At 60.5% G+C, this 16,203-nt stretch carries 15 protein-coding genes; 6 read left to right on the top strand and 9 right to left on the bottom strand.

The window, feature by feature from the left end:
- Nucleotides 1-77: 77 nt before the first annotated feature.
- The 3 genes from FHX09_RS04530 to FHX09_RS04520 all read right to left on the bottom strand — a co-directional run bounded on the left by FHX09_RS04530 (nt 78) and on the right by FHX09_RS04520 (nt 3,690).
- A complete protein-coding gene (locus tag FHX09_RS04530) occupies nt 78-302 on the bottom strand; it encodes an aa3-type cytochrome c oxidase subunit IV (protein WP_007797669.1) in 225 nt (74 codons plus the stop codon).
- 181 nt (nt 303-483) lie between these two features.
- Nucleotides 484-1,236 carry a hypothetical protein gene (locus tag FHX09_RS04525; protein WP_088692114.1) on the bottom strand — a complete coding sequence of 251 codons (753 nt, stop codon included), beginning with the start codon at nt 1,234-1,236 and terminating at the stop codon, nt 484-486.
- Between the two features lie 150 nt (nt 1,237-1,386).
- The gene (locus tag FHX09_RS04520; RefSeq protein ID WP_132589126.1) at nt 1,387-3,690 is read right to left on the bottom strand and encodes an EAL domain-containing protein; all 2,304 of its coding nucleotides are present in this window, start codon (nt 3,688-3,690) and stop codon (nt 1,387-1,389) included.
- Between the two features lie 330 nt (nt 3,691-4,020).
- On the opposite strand from FHX09_RS04520, the gene FHX09_RS04515 reads away from it, so the two are divergent.
- Entirely contained in the window at nt 4,021-4,560 is a 540-nt protein-coding gene (locus tag FHX09_RS04515; RefSeq protein WP_007797661.1) for a TRAP transporter small permease subunit, read from the top strand.
- Between the two features lie 21 nt (nt 4,561-4,581).
- Complete coding sequence (locus FHX09_RS04510; protein WP_007797659.1) at nt 4,582-6,129, top strand: TRAP transporter large permease subunit; 1,548 nt, start codon at nt 4,582-4,584, stop codon at nt 6,127-6,129.
- A 60-nt stretch (nt 6,130-6,189) separates the two neighbouring features.
- Here FHX09_RS04510 and FHX09_RS04505 read toward each other — a convergent pair whose 3' ends face one another.
- Nucleotides 6,190-7,299 carry a TRAP transporter substrate-binding protein gene (locus FHX09_RS04505; RefSeq protein ID WP_183722926.1) on the bottom strand — a complete coding sequence of 370 codons (1,110 nt, stop codon included), beginning with the start codon at nt 7,297-7,299 and terminating at the stop codon, nt 6,190-6,192.
- A gap of 296 nt (nt 7,300-7,595) precedes the next feature.
- Between FHX09_RS04505 and FHX09_RS04500 the strand changes: the two genes are divergently transcribed.
- The gene (locus tag FHX09_RS04500) at nt 7,596-8,375 is read left to right on the top strand and encodes a gamma-glutamyl-gamma-aminobutyrate hydrolase family protein (protein ID WP_132589124.1); all 780 of its coding nucleotides are present in this window, start codon (nt 7,596-7,598) and stop codon (nt 8,373-8,375) included.
- A gap of 35 nt (nt 8,376-8,410) precedes the next feature.
- On the opposite strand, the gene FHX09_RS04495 is transcribed toward FHX09_RS04500, so the two are convergent.
- The 5 genes from FHX09_RS04495 to FHX09_RS04475 all read right to left on the bottom strand — a co-directional run bounded on the left by FHX09_RS04495 (nt 8,411) and on the right by FHX09_RS04475 (nt 12,973).
- Nucleotides 8,411-9,085, bottom strand: a complete 675-nt coding sequence (locus tag FHX09_RS04495; RefSeq protein ID WP_183722924.1) for a VOC family protein — start codon at nt 9,083-9,085, stop codon at nt 8,411-8,413.
- A gap of 199 nt (nt 9,086-9,284) precedes the next feature.
- The gene (locus FHX09_RS04490; RefSeq protein WP_184449339.1) at nt 9,285-10,187 is read right to left on the bottom strand and encodes an adenylate/guanylate cyclase domain-containing protein; all 903 of its coding nucleotides are present in this window, start codon (nt 10,185-10,187) and stop codon (nt 9,285-9,287) included.
- A gap of 156 nt (nt 10,188-10,343) precedes the next feature.
- On the bottom strand, nt 10,344-11,291 hold the full coding sequence (locus tag FHX09_RS04485; protein ID WP_184449337.1) for a 2-hydroxyacid dehydrogenase: 948 nt from the start codon (nt 11,289-11,291) through the stop codon (nt 10,344-10,346).
- 20 nt (nt 11,292-11,311) lie between these two features.
- A complete protein-coding gene (locus FHX09_RS04480; RefSeq protein ID WP_007802861.1) occupies nt 11,312-12,334 on the bottom strand; it encodes a LacI family DNA-binding transcriptional regulator in 1,023 nt (340 codons plus the stop codon).
- A 120-nt stretch (nt 12,335-12,454) separates the two neighbouring features.
- On the bottom strand, nt 12,455-12,973 hold the full coding sequence (locus FHX09_RS04475) for a MarR family winged helix-turn-helix transcriptional regulator (protein WP_132589227.1): 519 nt from the start codon (nt 12,971-12,973) through the stop codon (nt 12,455-12,457).
- Nucleotides 12,974-13,142: 169 nt separating this feature from the next.
- On the opposite strand from FHX09_RS04475, the gene FHX09_RS04470 reads away from it, so the two are divergent.
- The 3 genes from FHX09_RS04470 (at nt 13,143) to FHX09_RS04460 (ending at nt 16,161) form a co-directional block, all read left to right on the top strand.
- A complete protein-coding gene (locus FHX09_RS04470) occupies nt 13,143-13,934 on the top strand; it encodes a creatininase family protein (RefSeq protein ID WP_132589120.1) in 792 nt (263 codons plus the stop codon).
- 125 nt (nt 13,935-14,059) lie between these two features.
- Nucleotides 14,060-15,172, top strand: a complete 1,113-nt coding sequence (locus FHX09_RS04465) for a GTP-binding protein (RefSeq protein WP_007802875.1) — start codon at nt 14,060-14,062, stop codon at nt 15,170-15,172.
- Entirely contained in the window at nt 15,172-16,161 is a 990-nt protein-coding gene (locus FHX09_RS04460) for a WD40 repeat domain-containing protein (RefSeq protein WP_132589119.1), read from the top strand. Before FHX09_RS04465 ends, FHX09_RS04460 begins: the two co-directional genes overlap by 1 nt.
- The last annotated feature ends 42 nt before the right edge of the window (nt 16,162-16,203 follow it).

The following is a 16,203-nucleotide window of genomic DNA, read 5'->3' as shown; positions in this document are numbered from 1 at the left end:
CAGCCTGCCGCAGGTCCTCCCTGCTCAGTCCGAACATTCAGTCAAAGCTCTGGAAAAGCGCCCCTCCCACGCCGCGCTTAGCGCAGCAGAACGAGGCCAGCGATAAAGACGATCAGCAGGACGACGAGGCCGCCAAGGAAGCCAGCACCGGTGAAGAAGCCAGCGGTCATGCCGAGCAGGAGCGCGACAAGAAACAGCGTGCCGTACTTCGCTGCGGCAAGGAACATGCTGTAAGTCTGCTCATGTTCCTTGTAATCCATCGGCGCGCCAACTTCGGCAGGTCCGGTGTGATGCTCAGCCATGAATATCGTCTCCCTCAAACTTCCCGGCCGATAAAGCAATGCGGCCGGTCGACTGCCGTGATTCCCTCGATCCCGCGAGGGAATTTCCCTGCAGAGGGATTACACAAAGCTATGATAAAGCGCAATGCATGAGAATGCCGCAGGCAGGCGTGCATTCTCAGCCAAATTCAAGCGGATGGGATCACAGCGGAAGATCGGTTCCGAGATCGCCTTCAGCCATGAAACGTGCCGTCGGGATGATGGTGAGCGGCGGCAGCGTGTCATTGGGAGTGCGCGAGAACATCATGCGCTGTTCGCTGGCGCTGGAGATGAAGAAGGGATAGCGCGTCAGGAGCTTTCGGCCGACCTCGATGACATTGGTCGCCATCAGCGTCAGATCGAAACCGTAGGTCTCGGTCATGCGGCTCGCGACGACGGTATCGGCATAGAAGACACGCTTGTAGAAGGCCGCATGCGCCGGGCGCACGTGCTGCATCACACGGTCCGCGCGAAAATGCGCGGCAGCGACGATGTTCGGACGCAGCGTAAGATAGGGAATCCACGGCATTTCCGTGCTGAGTTCCGGATCCGCAGCGAAGCGCGCCGGATCGATCAGGCTCAGTCCGGCATCCAGAAACGCATCCATTTCCACCGGAAAGATACCGCCCGATTGTGAGACACGATGGTCCGGGGTCACGTGATGGATGCGGATCGTGCTGACGAGCTGTTCATAATAGTACAGTCCAAAAACATAGGCCTGACTGTCGAAGTCGGCCTCGTCGATCATGCTTTTGGCGGCGACTGGAAGCACTTCACGGGCCTTGTAGGCCTTGTAGCGCAGGCGCTCCACCTCTTCCATATCCTCGCCGCTTTCGACGCGGCGGTATTCGACGTGGTTCATTATTTCGAGGAGTTTGCTGCTGAAATCACTCGTCTTTAAAGGGTTGTCTGCCATAGTTGCTCGGTTCGCCTGTTAACGAAGCATTAATCATATGGAACCAGCGGAAGAGCAAGAACGGTGCGAGAATTTGCATTATATTTGAATTGTTAAGGTTAACGGCGCTGCGTGTGCGCGATGCATCCTCGGCTGCAAGAGCGAGCGGGCTTATGCAACTTTCGAGCGACGACGCGGCGCCGTGCGGCGGCTGAGGCTTTGGGAGAGGATGGCGATGTTCTGCGCCGGAACTGCCGGCGAGAAAACGTAGCCCTGCACGAGATCGGTGGCGCGATACTTGTTGAGCAAGGCCAGTTGCTCGGTGGTCTCGACACCTTCGGTGACGATCTTCAGACCGAGTTCGCGCGCCAGGTTGACGGTGCCGCGCAGCAGCTTGAGCCGACGCCCGTCCTCGACGATGTTGCGCAGGAACGAGCGGTCGATCTTGACGATGTCGAGCGGCAGCGTGTCGAGATAGCTGAGGCTGGAGAAGCCGGTGCCGAAGTCGTCGATCGCAATCGTGATCCCGCGTGCCCTCAGTTCGGCGAGGATCGCGCGCACCGCAGCCGGCTCGTCGATCAGGCAGCTTTCGGTGATCTCCAGATGCAGTCGCGCTGGCTCGAGGCCCGAGGCCTCGAGCGCTTCCGCGACCACGGCAAGAATGTCGGCGTCACGCAGATCGCGCGCCGACAGGTTGACCGAAACCGCGATATGATCCGGCCAGTTCATGCAGTCCTTGCACGCCTTCATCAGGATGGAGCGGGTGATCTCGGAGATGATGCCCATCTCTTCGGCAAGGCGAATGAAGACATCCGGTGGGATCGCGCCCTTCTCGGGATGCACCCAGCGCGCCAGCGCCTCGGCACATTCGATGCGCGTTCCGTCCGCTTTGAACATCGGCTGGTAGGCAACGCTCAGACCCTGGTTGCCGATCGCTTCGCGCAGATCCGCCTTGAGCTTCTGCTGCTCGATATAGCGACCGTCCATCTCGCGTTCGAAGCCGGCAATGCCACCGCGCTGCTTCGACTTGCTCTCGAAGAGGGCGAGATCAGCCTTGATGCTCCACTCCTCCATCGCGAAGGCATCGCTTTCCAGGATCGCAAAGCCGGCACTCAGCGAAACGAGGAAGGTGACGTCATCCGCCTCGTAATTGCCCTGGATGCTCTCGTGGAAGCGGTGAATCTCCGCGTCGAGCGTGGCCATGTCCTTCGCATGCGGGAAGAAGAGAATGAACTGGTCACCCATCAAGCGGCCGACGATGGCCTTGCCCGCCTGCTTGGCGATACGGCTTGCGATGGCGCACAACAACCGGTCGCCGGTGATGTGGCCGCGCATATCGTTAACATGCTTGAACTCGTCGATATCGAGAACCATGAAGGCGACGGGGCCGCGCTTCTTCTGGTGCTTGGTCAGGTAGTCCTGCACGAGATGGCTGAAGTATTCGCGGTTCGGCAGACCGGTCAGCGCATCGAAGCGAACCATGTGCAGGATCTTCTGCTCCGCCTTCACGCGGCTCGACACGTCTTCGAAAATCAAGACGGCACCGCCATCGGCGCGGCGGCTCGCCGAAAACTCCAGCGACAGATCCTCTGGAAAGTGAATCAGCGTGCGCGAAAGCTTGCCCTCGGCGACATGCGTCATCTGCCGCAGGATCAGCTCCGGCTGCGTGGAATCCATAAAGCTGTAGCGGGCGCCGTAGCGCAGCACCGCGCCGAGGTCGCGTTCCTTCAGCCGCTCAGGGTCGCCGATCTTCAGAAGGTCGCAGGCCTTGCGGTTGATAACCTGGATACGGTTTTCCGGATCGACCATCACCAGGCCATGCGGCATGTTGTTGAGTGCCGTGTCGAAGCGGTCGGCGATCATCGAGATCTCGCGACGCGCAATGACGTTCTCATAGAGGAACTCGCGCACGCCGTTGGCCATTGCCCGCGTCGTCAGGCCGAACGGAATGAGGAAAGCCGACAGGATCGCGCGATAGAAGTCGAGCGCCATCAGGCTGCAGATGATCATCGGCAGACAGCAGGCCAGCGTCTGCAGGTCGATCGCCTTTTGCGATCCATAGTTTCGGCCGACGACGGAGACCATCGACGCCATGGTGACCGCGATGCAGGCGAGCTCGGCGAACGGATCCTGCAGGATGAAGATCGCGTAACCGCTGCCGATGCCGAGGATCGTCGCGGTTGACGCGGCACCGATGACGTAGACGGTTTCCCAATGTTCGATCTGCTCGCGCGAAAGCGTCCGCTTGTCGACCTTGTCGAACATGCGGAAGGTCACCATCCGGCCAGCGAAAACGGCAAGGAAACCGACCGACAGGACGACATAGAATGGAGAACTGGTTTTCAGGGCAACGGCGAGGAAGGCAACCACATGCACGACGACGCCCGCGACGAGTGTCATGCGATTCCCGAAGAGGGAGCTGACAAACGACAGATAAACGTCGGGAGGGACCCTGTTCGGGTTATGTGGCTTCATCCATACTTTCCCTGTGCGGCGAAACCTTACCCGCAACCCTTTAAAAATTGATTTCGGGTAATCGATACATTTTGTCGAATTTTTCAAAACCCTGGGATGAATTTTAGCGTTTGCAAGGACTTATGCAGCCATTTGGAGAAGTTTTTCGGGCTTAGCGGCTAGCCACAGGTTGTCTTGCCGCTTCACGACTAACGCCACGCGCGTCTGGGAGGGTCTGTACGACTATATTCCAACACGCCCCCTTTAATCTTTCAATTTGAAAAGCCGTGGTCTAAACCGGTGAAAAGATAAAAGGCGCATAAAAACGCGCGACATAACAAGGGGGAAGGCATGCCGGCTTTGTTGACCGTCAGCCGGTTGATCGATGCGGTCAGCCAATTCATGGGCAAACTATCCGAATACATGGTGCTGTTCTGTTGTCTGATCAGCGCCGCCAACGCGCTGATCCGCTATTCTCTCAACTACAGCTCCAACGGCTGGCTCGAGATCCAATGGTATCTCTTCGCCTTCATCGTCGTGCTGGGCGCTGCTCATACGCTGCGCATGAACGAGCACGTGCGTGTGGACCTGATCTATGGCGCAGTCTCCGACAAGACGAAGATCTGGATCGACATCATCGGCCTGATCGTGTTCCTGATCCCGGCCTGCATCTTCCTGACCTGGCTCTGCTGGCCGTTCTTCCTGTCCTCCTACCAGCAGCATGAGATCTCCGCCAATGCCGGCGGCCTGATCCGCTGGCCGGTCAAGCTCATCCTCCTCCTCGGCTTCGGGTTGCTATCCCTTCAGGGCATCTCGGAGTTGATCAAGAGGATTGCTGCCCTCACCGGCTACATCCTGATCGATACAAAATACGAAAAGCCGCTGCAGTAAGCCGGACCGGGAGGAACACCATTGTTTGATTTCGGCATCATTCCGCCGGCCATGTTCGTGGGCATGGTCCTCTTCATGCTCTACGGCTTTCCGGTTGCCTTTTCGCTGGCTGCCGTCGGCCTGTTCTTCGGCATTATCGGCATCGCCACCGGACATTTCAGCGAAGCCTTCCTGCAAGCGCTGCCGCTGCGCTTCTTCGGCATCGTCTCCAACGACCTGCTGCTCGCCATCCCCTTCTTCACCTTCATGGGCGCTATCCTGGAGCGCTGCGGCCTTGCCGAGGACCTGCTGGAGGGAACCGGCAAGCTGTTCGGCCGCATTCCGGGCGGCCTTGCCTACGCGGTGATCCTTGTCGGCGCCGTGCTCGGTGCCATCACCGGCACCGTTGCTGCCTCGGTCATTACCATGGGCGTCATTTCGCTGCCGATCATGCTGCGTTATGGCTACAGCCCACGGCTCGCCACCGGCGTTATCGCCGCCTCCGGCACCATCACCCAGGTCATTCCGCCCTCCCTCGTGCTCGTCGTGCTTGCCGACCAGCTCGGCAAATCGGTCGGCGACATGTATCTCGGCGCTATCGGCCCGTCGATCCTGCAGGTCGCGATCTTCATGGGCTATATCCTGATCTTGTCGATCTTGAAGCCCGCCACCGTGCCGCCGCTGCCGAAGGAAGTGCGCGGCGACTTCACCTGGGGGCTGCTCCTGAAGGTGCTGTCGGGAATGGTGCCGTCGATCGTGCTGATCTTCCTCGTCCTCGGCACGATCTTCATGGGACTGGCGACGCCCACCGAAGCCGGTGCGCTTGGCGTCGTCGGCGCCATGGTGCTTGCCGCCATCCATCGCCGTCTCACCTGGCCGCTGATGCAGGAAGCGATGCGCTCCACCATGCACATCACCTCGATGGTAGTGATGATCCTGATCGGCTCGACCTGCTTCAGCCTCGTCTTCCAGGGCATGGATGGCTCGCGCTGGATCGAGCACATGCTGTCGGGTATCCCCGGCGGCCCCGTCGGCTTCCTGATCTTCGTCAACATCTTCATCTTCGTGCTGGCCTTCTTCCTCGATTTCTTCGAGATCGCCTTCATCGTCATCCCGATGCTGGCGCCGGTTGCTTCGGCGCTCGGCATCGACCTGATCTGGTTCGGCGTGCTGATTTGCGTCAACATGCAGACGAGCTTCATGCATCCGCCGTTCGGCTTCGCGCTCTTCTACTTGCGCTCCATCGCCGATCGCAGCGTCAAGACCTCGGATATCTACATGGGTGCCCTGCCCTGGGTCTGCATGCAACTGATCCTGGTTGCGATCGTGATTTTCTGGCCACAATCGGTAACCTATTGGCTCGACAAGGGGCCGAAGATCGATCCGAACTCGATCAAGATCGAGGTGCCCGGCTTCGGCGGCAACGGCTTGTCGCTGCCACCGCTGGGAACACCGGGCGGCGCTTCACCACAGATGCCCGGCCTGACCTTGCCGCCGCTGAATGGCCTGCCCGGCCAGCCACCGGCGCCCGCGCCGGCAACTCCCGCGCCACCGGCCACCGATCTCAGCCAACCACCCAAGATCAACTGACAACAAAAAAGCCCCGGACCGAAATCCGGGGCTTTTTCTTGTCTCGGCCTGAGCCAGCGCTCAGATCTTGCCGGCCCGCTGCTGGATCATCATGAACGTGTCGAACGTGTATTCCGACAGCTGCGCCCAGAGGTAGGCATCGCGCTTGAACGCGGTCTGATCCTCGTAGATCTTCTTGAAATACGGGTTGGATGCCGAAATCTCGGCATAGATGCCGAGGGCCGCCTGGAAGCAAGCTTCCAAGATGTCCTGGCTGAAGGGCCGCAGGGTCGCGCCTTCCGATACCAGCTGCTTCAGCGCCGGCGGGTTTTTCACATCGTATTTCGCCATCATGTTGGTGTTGGCAAAGGCACAGGCATCGGTCAGCGCCGCCTGATAGTGCTTCGGCAGGCTGTTCCACTTTTCCAGATTGAAGAAGGCGTGAACGGTCGGACCGCCTTCCCACCAGCCGGGATAGTAGTAGTACTTCGCAACCTTGTGCAGACCGAGCTTCAGATCGTCGTACGGGCCGACGAATTCGGAAGCGTCGATCGTGCCCTTTTCGAGGGCCGGATAGATGTCACCGCCGGCGATCTGCTGTGGAATGACGCCAACCTTGCTGATGACCTGACCGGCAAGACCGGCGATACGCATCTTGACGCCCTTCAGATCGTCAAGCGTATTGATTTCCTTGCGGAACCAGCCGCCCATCTGAGCGCCCGTATTGCCCGCCGGCAGGCCGTAAATGCCCTGCGTGGCGTAGAACTCGTTCATCAGCTTGTTGCCGTTGCCTTCGTAGAACCAGGCATTGGTCAGGCGTCCGTTGAGACCGAACGGGATTGCCGTGCCGATCGCGTAGGTCGGATCCTTGCCGACGAAATAGTAGGAGCAGGTATGCGCTGCCTCGACCGTGCCGGCGCTGACGGCATCAGCCGCCTGCAGGCCCGGAACGATTTCGCCTGCGGCAAAGGGCTGGATGGTGAAGTTACCATCAGTCGCTGCGGCAAGGTGCTTGGAGATATCGTCCGCCGCGCCATAGATCGTATCGAGGCTCTTTGGGAAAGACGACGTCATGCGCCAGGAAATCTTAGGGTTCTCTTGTGCAATGGCGGGCGCCGCCAATGTACCCGCAGCAGCGACCGCGCCGGCCCCGGCGGTTCCTGCTTTCTTCATGAATGAACGACGATCCATCAAAAACCTCCCGTATAGATGGTGCTGCGAGGTGAACCCTCGTCTCTGCCCGCAGCAATGGCGGGAACCTAAGCACGGTGGCGACCGTGTTTCAAGCACTGTCCCATTAGTCTTTGGCATCACGACGGCAATATGGCGCCAAGCGCATTTGCATCAAAATCAGCGAGTTAGGCAAGACACGCCCGAGCAACCGGCCGACAGCGCCGCAATTCCGCCAGCGATTGCGCCGAGACGTTGACTTCCAAGCCGTTCTCGGCTCTCACAATAACGAACCGCATCTACCGACCGGGGTTAAAATGACGAAGCCGATCGTCGCCGTTCCTGCCGATATCCGCACCTTCGACGGTGCCACATGGCACGCCGTCCAGCATCAATATGTCCGCGCTGCGCTGAACGCCGCCGGCGTCATGGCCTTCATCATTCCGGCGTTCGAGGAAGGCTACGGCACGGACGCGATTCTGGACCGCGTCGACGGCGTTCTCGTCTCGGGCTCGGCCAGCAACGTGCACCCGTCTTATTACGGCGCAACGGCGACCGACGCCGACGGGCCCTTCGATATCGCGCGTGACGCCACAAGCCTGCCGCTGATCCGCCGCGCCATCGACCGCGCCATTCCGCTGCTCGCAATCTGCCGCGGCATTCAGGAGCTCAACGTCGCACTGGGCGGCACGCTCGCCAGCGAGATCCAGACCCAGCCGGGCATATGGGATCACCGCACGCCGGCCGAGGTGGACCGTGACGGCAAGTACGCGATCCGCCAGAGCGTCTTCGTCAAGGAAGGCTCCTGCATCGCGGCCATCGTCGGCCCTGGCGAGATTAGGGTGAACTCTCTTCATCGCCAGGCCATCGCCAAGACCGCGCCGCGCCTGCAAGTGGAGGCGGTGGCCGAAGACGGTACGATCGAGGCCGTGTCCGTGACCGATGCTCCGGCCTTTGCGGTCGGGGTTCAATGGCATCCGGAATACTGGGCTGAGACCGACAAGCCATCGAACCAGATCTTCACCGCCTTCGGCGATGCGGTGAGGGGCTACGCTGCAGCCAAACTCTCAAAAGCGGCCGAAAAGACCTCCGCCTGATCGACCCGCAAATCGCCGACGCGTCATCGAGCAACTCACGATGGCAGGGGCCGGCCTGCCCGTTCGCTGACCATGTACGCCGCATACCAGGTGGACCAGTCATCATCGTGCTTGCCGATGCGCTTCTCATGCTCTCCATGGGCGGCCGCCGCCCGGCGCAAAGCTGCCTCAAGATCGGTTGACGACGCAAACAACGTCTCGTCGGCGTCTATTCGGCCAGGCAATCGCGCCGTCACTTCCTGGAACAGCCAGCCGTTGCCATCGGGATCGCTGAACGACGCAAAAGAGGCGTAGCTGCGATGTTCTGGATGCGGTCCCGTCAATCGGGAATTCTCGCCGGCATGATGGAATACGCCGCCAGCATCATGGAACACCTCGCTCACGTCTACGCCATACTTCACAAGTTCGGCGCGAGCCGCCTCGATGTCGGAGACGATAAGATGGAGCCCCTGCGCCGTACCGGGCGCGGCGGCCGTCACATTCTTGCCGAAGATGACGGAGCACGGCGAACCCGGAGGCGTGAATTGAATGACCCGGAAATCGTCGCCCGTGACGACATCGGCGTCGAGCCGCCAACCGAGATTGGCGTAAAACTGCTTGGCACGGTCAACGTCCGACACCGGGACGACGATGACCTCAAGCTTCATGTCGGCCGTCCGCATTGCCGGAGTCCTGACCGTAGTCTCGCTCTGCACAGAAGTATTGCCCATGTTCAGCTCCCTGGTTTGGATACTTTGAGATTGGCAATAAGACCTGGCGAGTGGATCACAGCGGTCACAGGCAGTCGAATCAATTTGTCCCATGCGGGCGCGCGGCAGATCGTTGGCCCTGCCGGATGGCGATAGAGTGACCATGGGCCTGATGAGACTATTCGAATAGGCAGAGAAGCGAGAGCAGGAGCTCTGGCCTTTACCCTCGCATGGCCCATCGCAGGCCGACGGTGACCGCCAAGCCTAGGAGCGGCCATATCGCCCAGAACACCCCATGCCATGCCAGCAGATTGATCATGACGATGCCAATGCCGATGACGACCAATCCGGCAATTCGCTGGTCAAAACGGCTCTGCTTGCGGACCCAGGCCATCGCCGAGACGAAGGCAAGGCCGAGAAGTGGCCATACGGCCCAGAAGACGCCCTGCCACGACACGAGATTGATCGCGATCAAAGCGATGGCGATAACCGCGAACACGCCGCCAATCTTCCGCACCCTCGGACCAAAGGGCTGGCTCGGTTCGGGCGCGGCAGCCGCGGGTAGCGGACGAGCCGGTGGCGCGGGCGCTGTCGACACGTCGTCTCCAATCCGCACAGCATAGCTCGGCACCGCCTCGCTGACGTTCTTCACCGTCAGCGGCCCAAGAAAGTCGAAGCCAACCGCAACCTTGTTGCGGACCTGGTCATAGACCGTGTTGGAAATCACGATGCCACCGGCCGGTGCCGAGGCCTGAAGCCTGGCGGCGATGTTGACGCCATCACCATAAATATCGTCACCCTCGGCGATGACATCGCCGAGATTGATGCCGATCCGGTAGAGCATCCGTCCCTCCGCCGGCCGGGCAGAATTCATGCCGACGAGCTCGTTCTGGACGTCGATGGCAGCGCGCACCGCTTCGACGACGCTCGGAAATTCGGCAATCAGGCCGTCGCCCCAGGTATTGATCACCCGGCCGCCGTGCGCGCCGATCAGGCGCGACATCGCATCGCGCGACCACTTGAGCATGGCGAGAGTACCCTCCTCGTCGGCGCCCATCAGCCGCGTATAGTCCTGAACATCGGCAGAGAAGATGGTCGTCAGCTTGCGTCGCATTTCGTTCATGACGCTTCGTTCCTAACCATGTTCGATCAGCGAGACCCGGCACGGTTGCAGTGAACAGAACCGGCATCCTGATAGATGTATGCGCACTCCGCTTCGTTCAAGCCGTGCCGCAAGCTTCCGTTTCGCCCGCCCTCAAAAGGACCGGTCGATGGGGCCTCACGCCTTTGGCGGCGTCTCCGGCACGGGCGTCAAAGGTCTGCCCTTTGCGAACCACTCAACGAGATTATCGACGACCAGATCCGCCATCGCATTGCGCGTCGGCACCGAGCCTGACGCAAGGTGCGGCAGAAGCACGGCGTTCGGCAGATCGAGCAGCGAAGCCGGCACATCAGGCTCGTCGTAGAAAACGTCGAGACCTGCGGCACCGATGGTTCCGGACTTCAGGGCGTGAGCAAGCGCATCCTCATCGACCGTCCAGCCACGCCCGACATTGATGAAAACGCCGTCAGGGCCAAGTGCGGAGAGGATTTCCGCATTGATGGTCTTGTGGGTCTGCGGGGTTTTCGGGACGATGGAAATCAGGGTGTCGACGGCCTCGGCGAGATCCTTCAGCGACGGATAGTAGCCGTATGGCGCATCGGCGTGGCGCGTGCGGGTGTGGTAGCTGATCTTCACCTTGAAGGGCTCCAGGCGCTTGGCGATCTCCTGGCCGATGCGGCCAAGACCGTAGATTCCGACATGCCGCCCCTTCAGGGAAAAACGCGACAGCGGATAGTTCTGTCCTGGCTTCCAGTTACCGGCACGCAGCCAATTTTCCGCACGCGGGAGTTCGCGGATCGTGTTGAGCAACAGCCCGATCGCAGTATCGGCGACCTCGTCGTTCAGCACATCGGGCGTGTTCGTAACGATCACGCCCTTAGTGGCCGCGTGCTTCGCATCAACGCCGTCATAGCCGACGCCGAAGCTGGAGATCAGCTCGACATTCGGAAGGCCGTCGATCGCAGCCGCATCGAACGCGCCCGAGACGGCGACGCCGCGAATCTTGCCCGCGGCCTGCGCGTCAAGCGTCGCCGGATTGGCTTCGATAACGTCAAAGCTCTCCTTCAGGCGCGTCAGGACGCGCTCGTGTATCTTCCCGGGAACGAGAACAGCGATGCGGGACATGGCATTTCCTCTTGGCTTGCTTACGAGCGCGGACGGTGGGGGCTGGTCGACTGGCGGATGCGCATCTCGGGCTTGATGAGATGGAGGCCGTCCGGCTCGTGGCTGCCGGCCAGGCGATCGAGAAGCGCGCGGGCTGCAAGACGTCCGACTTCCGCCTGGCCGTTCCAGACCGTCGTCAGCGCCGGCATCGATATCGACGCTTCCTCGAGATCGTCATAGCCGGTGACGGAGATATCCTTGCCCGGAACGAGACCAGCGCGGGCGATGCCGTTCATCAGGCCGATCGCGACGAGATCGTTCCAGCAGACGGCGGCTGTCGGCTTTTGCGGTAACGACAGGAAATGCACCGCTGCCTCGAAGCCCCCTTGCATCGAGCGTGGGCCGGGAATGCGCAGACCCGGATCCACTTCGATGCCGGCCTTGCGCAGCGCGTTGACGTAGCCTTGATAGCGATCGCGCCCCGTGGACGTCTGGTCGGTGCCGCCGATCATGGCGATCGACCGATGGCCAAGGCCGATCAGATGGTTGGTAGCGAGCGAAATGCCGTAGCTGTCGTCACCACGATAGGTCGGAAGGTCCAATCCGTCCAACGAGCGGGCAACCAGGATCGCCGGCATGCCGTTGTCTTCAGCGAGCTGCATATCCTCCGGTGGTGTGCCGATTGCCGGCGACATGATGACGCCGTCGCCACCGAGCTGCAGCAACGTTTCGATGAAGGTGCGCTGCTTTTCGACGGAGTCGTAATGGTTCGACAGAATGAAGGTGTGCCGGCTGCGATCGAGCTCGCTTTCAATCGCCTTCAGGATTTCTCCATAGAACGGGTTCATGATGTCGTGCACGACGACGCCGATGATGCCGGAGCGGGACGTCCGCAGGCTGGCAGCGCGGCGATTGTAGATATAGCCGAGCGCCCGCGCCTGTTCCTTGATTTTGTCTCGGGTGGCGCCAGCCACGAGCGGGCTGTCACGTAAGGCAAGAGATACGGTTGCTGTGGAAATGCCGAGCGTTTCGGCGATCGTCGAAAGCTTTATCTTTTGAGCCACGTGTCCTCCCCAGGCAACGCGCGGTTTTTCATGCGCCCGACATCAGAAGAGTCGAGCATTATTAAAATGTTTAATTAAAAGATTAAACGCAGCGAGGCAATTCGTAATTTCACAAATCTGTCAGATTTCCTCAGGCTCATCGAGAGGAATGGCGGCGGACTGCAAGTTGCCGTCGATTGCCTTCAACAGACGGACAAGATTGCGGATTTCCTTCTCGGAAAATTCCTGGGTTGCCATCCGGTCGCAGGCCGAGGACGCCATTTCGATTGCCTTGACACTGCCGCGGCCAAGTTCGGTCAGATAGACCTTGGTCAGGCGGGCATCGTCGGCATCCGCCTTGCGCTCGAGGAACCCTTGCGCCTCCATGCGCCCGATCGTGCGTGTCATCGTGGGCGCCTTGACGCCAAGCTTCTGCGCCAGCCCGCCGGCGGTCATCCCGTCACTTTCGGCAAGCAGAAGGATCACGCCGTCCTGGCCGGCATAGAGGCCACTTTCGAGGAGGTTGCGCGACAAGACGGTGCGCATCGACCGAGCCGCCTGCGTCAAAGCCGGCGAAAGATCGACGACTGTATATTCGGTCTGGTCCTTCTTCTTGGACTTCTGCTTCTTTCCGTCCTTGTGCTTCTTCCCCATCGCCATCCCTTTGACTTTGCTGCGTTGCACGCACCTTGCCTGTGCAAGGGAGCCAGAACATTCATAATAGTGTCCCCTAAATCGATTTCGATTTAAGGGGTTATGCGCTAAGCATTGAGAACGCTGCGTTATGACATTGCGCATCATTTCGTCATAAACAAGAGGTCTTAGCCGGATGACGGAGCCTTCTCGCGACTTCGAGGATAACGATCCGAACCTGCCGCCCGCAGACCGCTGCCGATGGATCGCTGTTCTGCCGCTCGGCGCGCGTGAGCAACATGGCCCTCACCTGCCCTTCGAGACCGACACGCTGATCGCCAAAGGCATCGTTGCCCGGCTCAAGGCCACCCTTCCCGCCGCCCTGCCGGTGACGTTCCTACCGACCGAAAATGTCGGCTACTCGGTCGAGCATATGGACGTGAAGGGCACGCAAACGCTGACATATGGCGAGGCCATCGAACGCTGGCTGGGCATTGCCCGAAAGCTCTCCGACATGAGCATTCGTAAACTGGTGATGCTGAATGCCCATGGCGGCAACTCGCCGTTGATGACGATCGTTGCGACGGAAGCTCGCGTCCGTTTCAACATGCTAGCGGTGGCGACGAGCTGGACACGCTTCGGCGTTCCCGCCGGTATCATCTCGCCCGAGGCAAAAGCGATCGACATCCACGGCGGCGACATCGAGACGTCGGTGATGCTGGCGCTTCACCCTGATAAGGTCGACGTGACCAAGGCCGCTGACTTCCCGTCCCGCCAGTCCGACTTTGCCGCCCGCTTCAAACATTTGCGTGCTTACGGCCCACATGCCTTCGGATGGAAAATGTCGGATCTCAGCCCATCAGGCGTGGCAGGCAACGCATCGCTGGCGACAGCGGAAAAAGGCGAGGCACTGATTGCACATTCCGTAAAGGGGTTGGTCGAACTGCTGCAGGACGTCGACGCATTCGACGCAGCAGAGCTTGATTGAAAACCATCCCGTCGCGATGTGATCTTATAACATACAAAACCCTTTGAACTGCCGCTCGCAACTCCTTATATGTGACCGACGAATTTTCAGCCCCGCCCCCGGGCGTGCCATCTCTCGAGGTTCTTATGACCGACGCGATCCCCACCCAGCAGAAGCCAATTCCGGTTACCGTTCTCACCGGCTACCTCGGCGCCGGCAAGACCACCTTGCTCAACCGCATCCTGTCGGAGAACCACGGCAAGAAGTATGCAGTCATCGTCAACGAGTTCGGCGAGATCGGCATCGACAACGACCTCATCGTCGAATCCGACGAAGAGATCTACGAAATGAACAATGGTTGTGTCTGTTGCACCGTGCGCGGCGACCTGATCCGCGTCGTCGAAGGGCTGATGCGCCGCCCCGGCCGTTTCGACGGCATCATCGTTGAAACGACGGGCCTGGCCGATCCGGTTCCGGTCGCCCAGACCTTCTTCATGGATGACGACGTGCGCGCCAAGACGGAACTCGACGCCGTTGTTGCCCTCGTCGACGCCAAGCATCTGCCGCTGCGCCTGAAGGACAGCCGCGAGGCCGAAGACCAGATCGCCTTTGCCGACGTCGTCCTGATCAACAAGACCGACCTCGTAACACCGGAAGAGCTGGCGCAGATCGAAGACATCGTCCACGCCATCAATCCCTCGGCGCGCGTCTACAAGACGAGCCGCTCCGGTGTCGATCTCGCACGTGTTCTCGATCAGGGTGCCTTCAATCTGGAGCGCGCGCTGGAAAACGATCCGCACTTCCTCGACCATGACCACGACGATCACGTCTGCGGTCCGGATTGCGATCATGACCACCATCATCACCATGCGCATGATCACGACCACGATCATGACCATCACCACCATGATCACGACCATGACCACCATCATCATGGCGCCATGTCGCCGATCCATGACGTGACGGTGCAGTCGGTCTCGCTGCGCGGCGGTGAAATGAACCCTGAACGGTTCTTCCCCTGGATCCAGAAGGTCACGCAGACGCAGGGGCCGAACATCCTGCGCCTCAAGGGCATCATCGCCTTCAAGGACGATGCGGAACGCTATGTCGTGCAGGGCGTGCACATGATCGTCGAAGGCGATCACCAGCGCCCGTGGAAGGACGGTGAGAAGCATGAGACCCGGCTCGTCTTCATCGGCCGCGAACTCGATCGCGAAAAGCTCGAAGCCTCCTTCAAGGCGTGCGAGGCGGCAGCCTGATGCCGACAGTTGCCCCGTTCGATCTCGACGGCCATATCCTGGCCGTCGAATTTTTAGGTGACACCCCTTTCTTCGCCAATGCCGCCGGCACCTTCCACCGTCTCGATGGCGGCGAGAAGGTGAGCGAAGCCCATCAGGGCATGCTGAGCTGCATCCGAGATCCCTACAGCGAGAGCCTGATCTCCGGCGGCGAGGACGGCAAGGTGCTGCGCATCGCGGCCGACGCCGGCGTGACCGAGCTTGCCAGCGCGCCGCGCAAGTGGATTTCGCAGCTTGCCGCCGGCCCGCAGGGCGCCGTCGCCTATTCTTATGGCAAGAGCGCTTTCGTGCGCCTCGCCGACGGCACGACCAAGGAATTTACCGAAGAGCGCACCGTCGAAGGCCTCGCCTTTGCCCCGAAGGGCATGCGCATTGCCGCTGCGCGCTATAATGGCGTGTCGCTGCATTGGGTCGGGACCGCTGCCAAGCCCGTCGATCTCGAATGGAAAGGCGCCCACACCGGCGTCACTTTCTCGCCGGATGGTAATTTCCTCGTCACCATGATGCAGGAGAATGCGCTGCATGGCTGGAAGCTCGACGCCAAGGCCGGCGCCGAGACCCGCCACATGCGCATGACGGGCTACCCGGCCAAGGTGAAATCGCTCTCCTGGTCGGCGAAGGGCAAATGGCTTGCCTCCTCAGGCGCGCCGGCCGCGATCGTCTGGCCGTTCCAGGGCAAGGACGGCCCGATGGGCAAGGCACCGCTCGAACTCGGCACCCGCGCCAACATCATGGCGACCTCGGTGAAGTTCCACCCTGTCGAAGACATCCTGGCGATCGGTTTCATCGACGGCATGATCCTCGCTGTGCGCATTGCCGACAGCAAGGAAGCGCTGCTGCGCCGCCCTGGCAAGGGCGCGATTACCTCGATGAGCTGGAGCAAGAACGGCAAGCTGCTGGCCTTCGCGTCCGAAGCCGGCGATTGTGGCGTGGTCGATATCGCAGCCTAGGCAAGAGCGTGCCGCCCAAAAATACCGGCTCGAGGTGAGGGA

Source organism: Rhizobium sp. BK538 (assembly GCF_014197575.1).
Lineage (GTDB): Bacteria > Pseudomonadota > Alphaproteobacteria > Rhizobiales > Rhizobiaceae > Rhizobium.
This window is presented reverse-complemented; position numbering and strand designations above follow the sequence as displayed.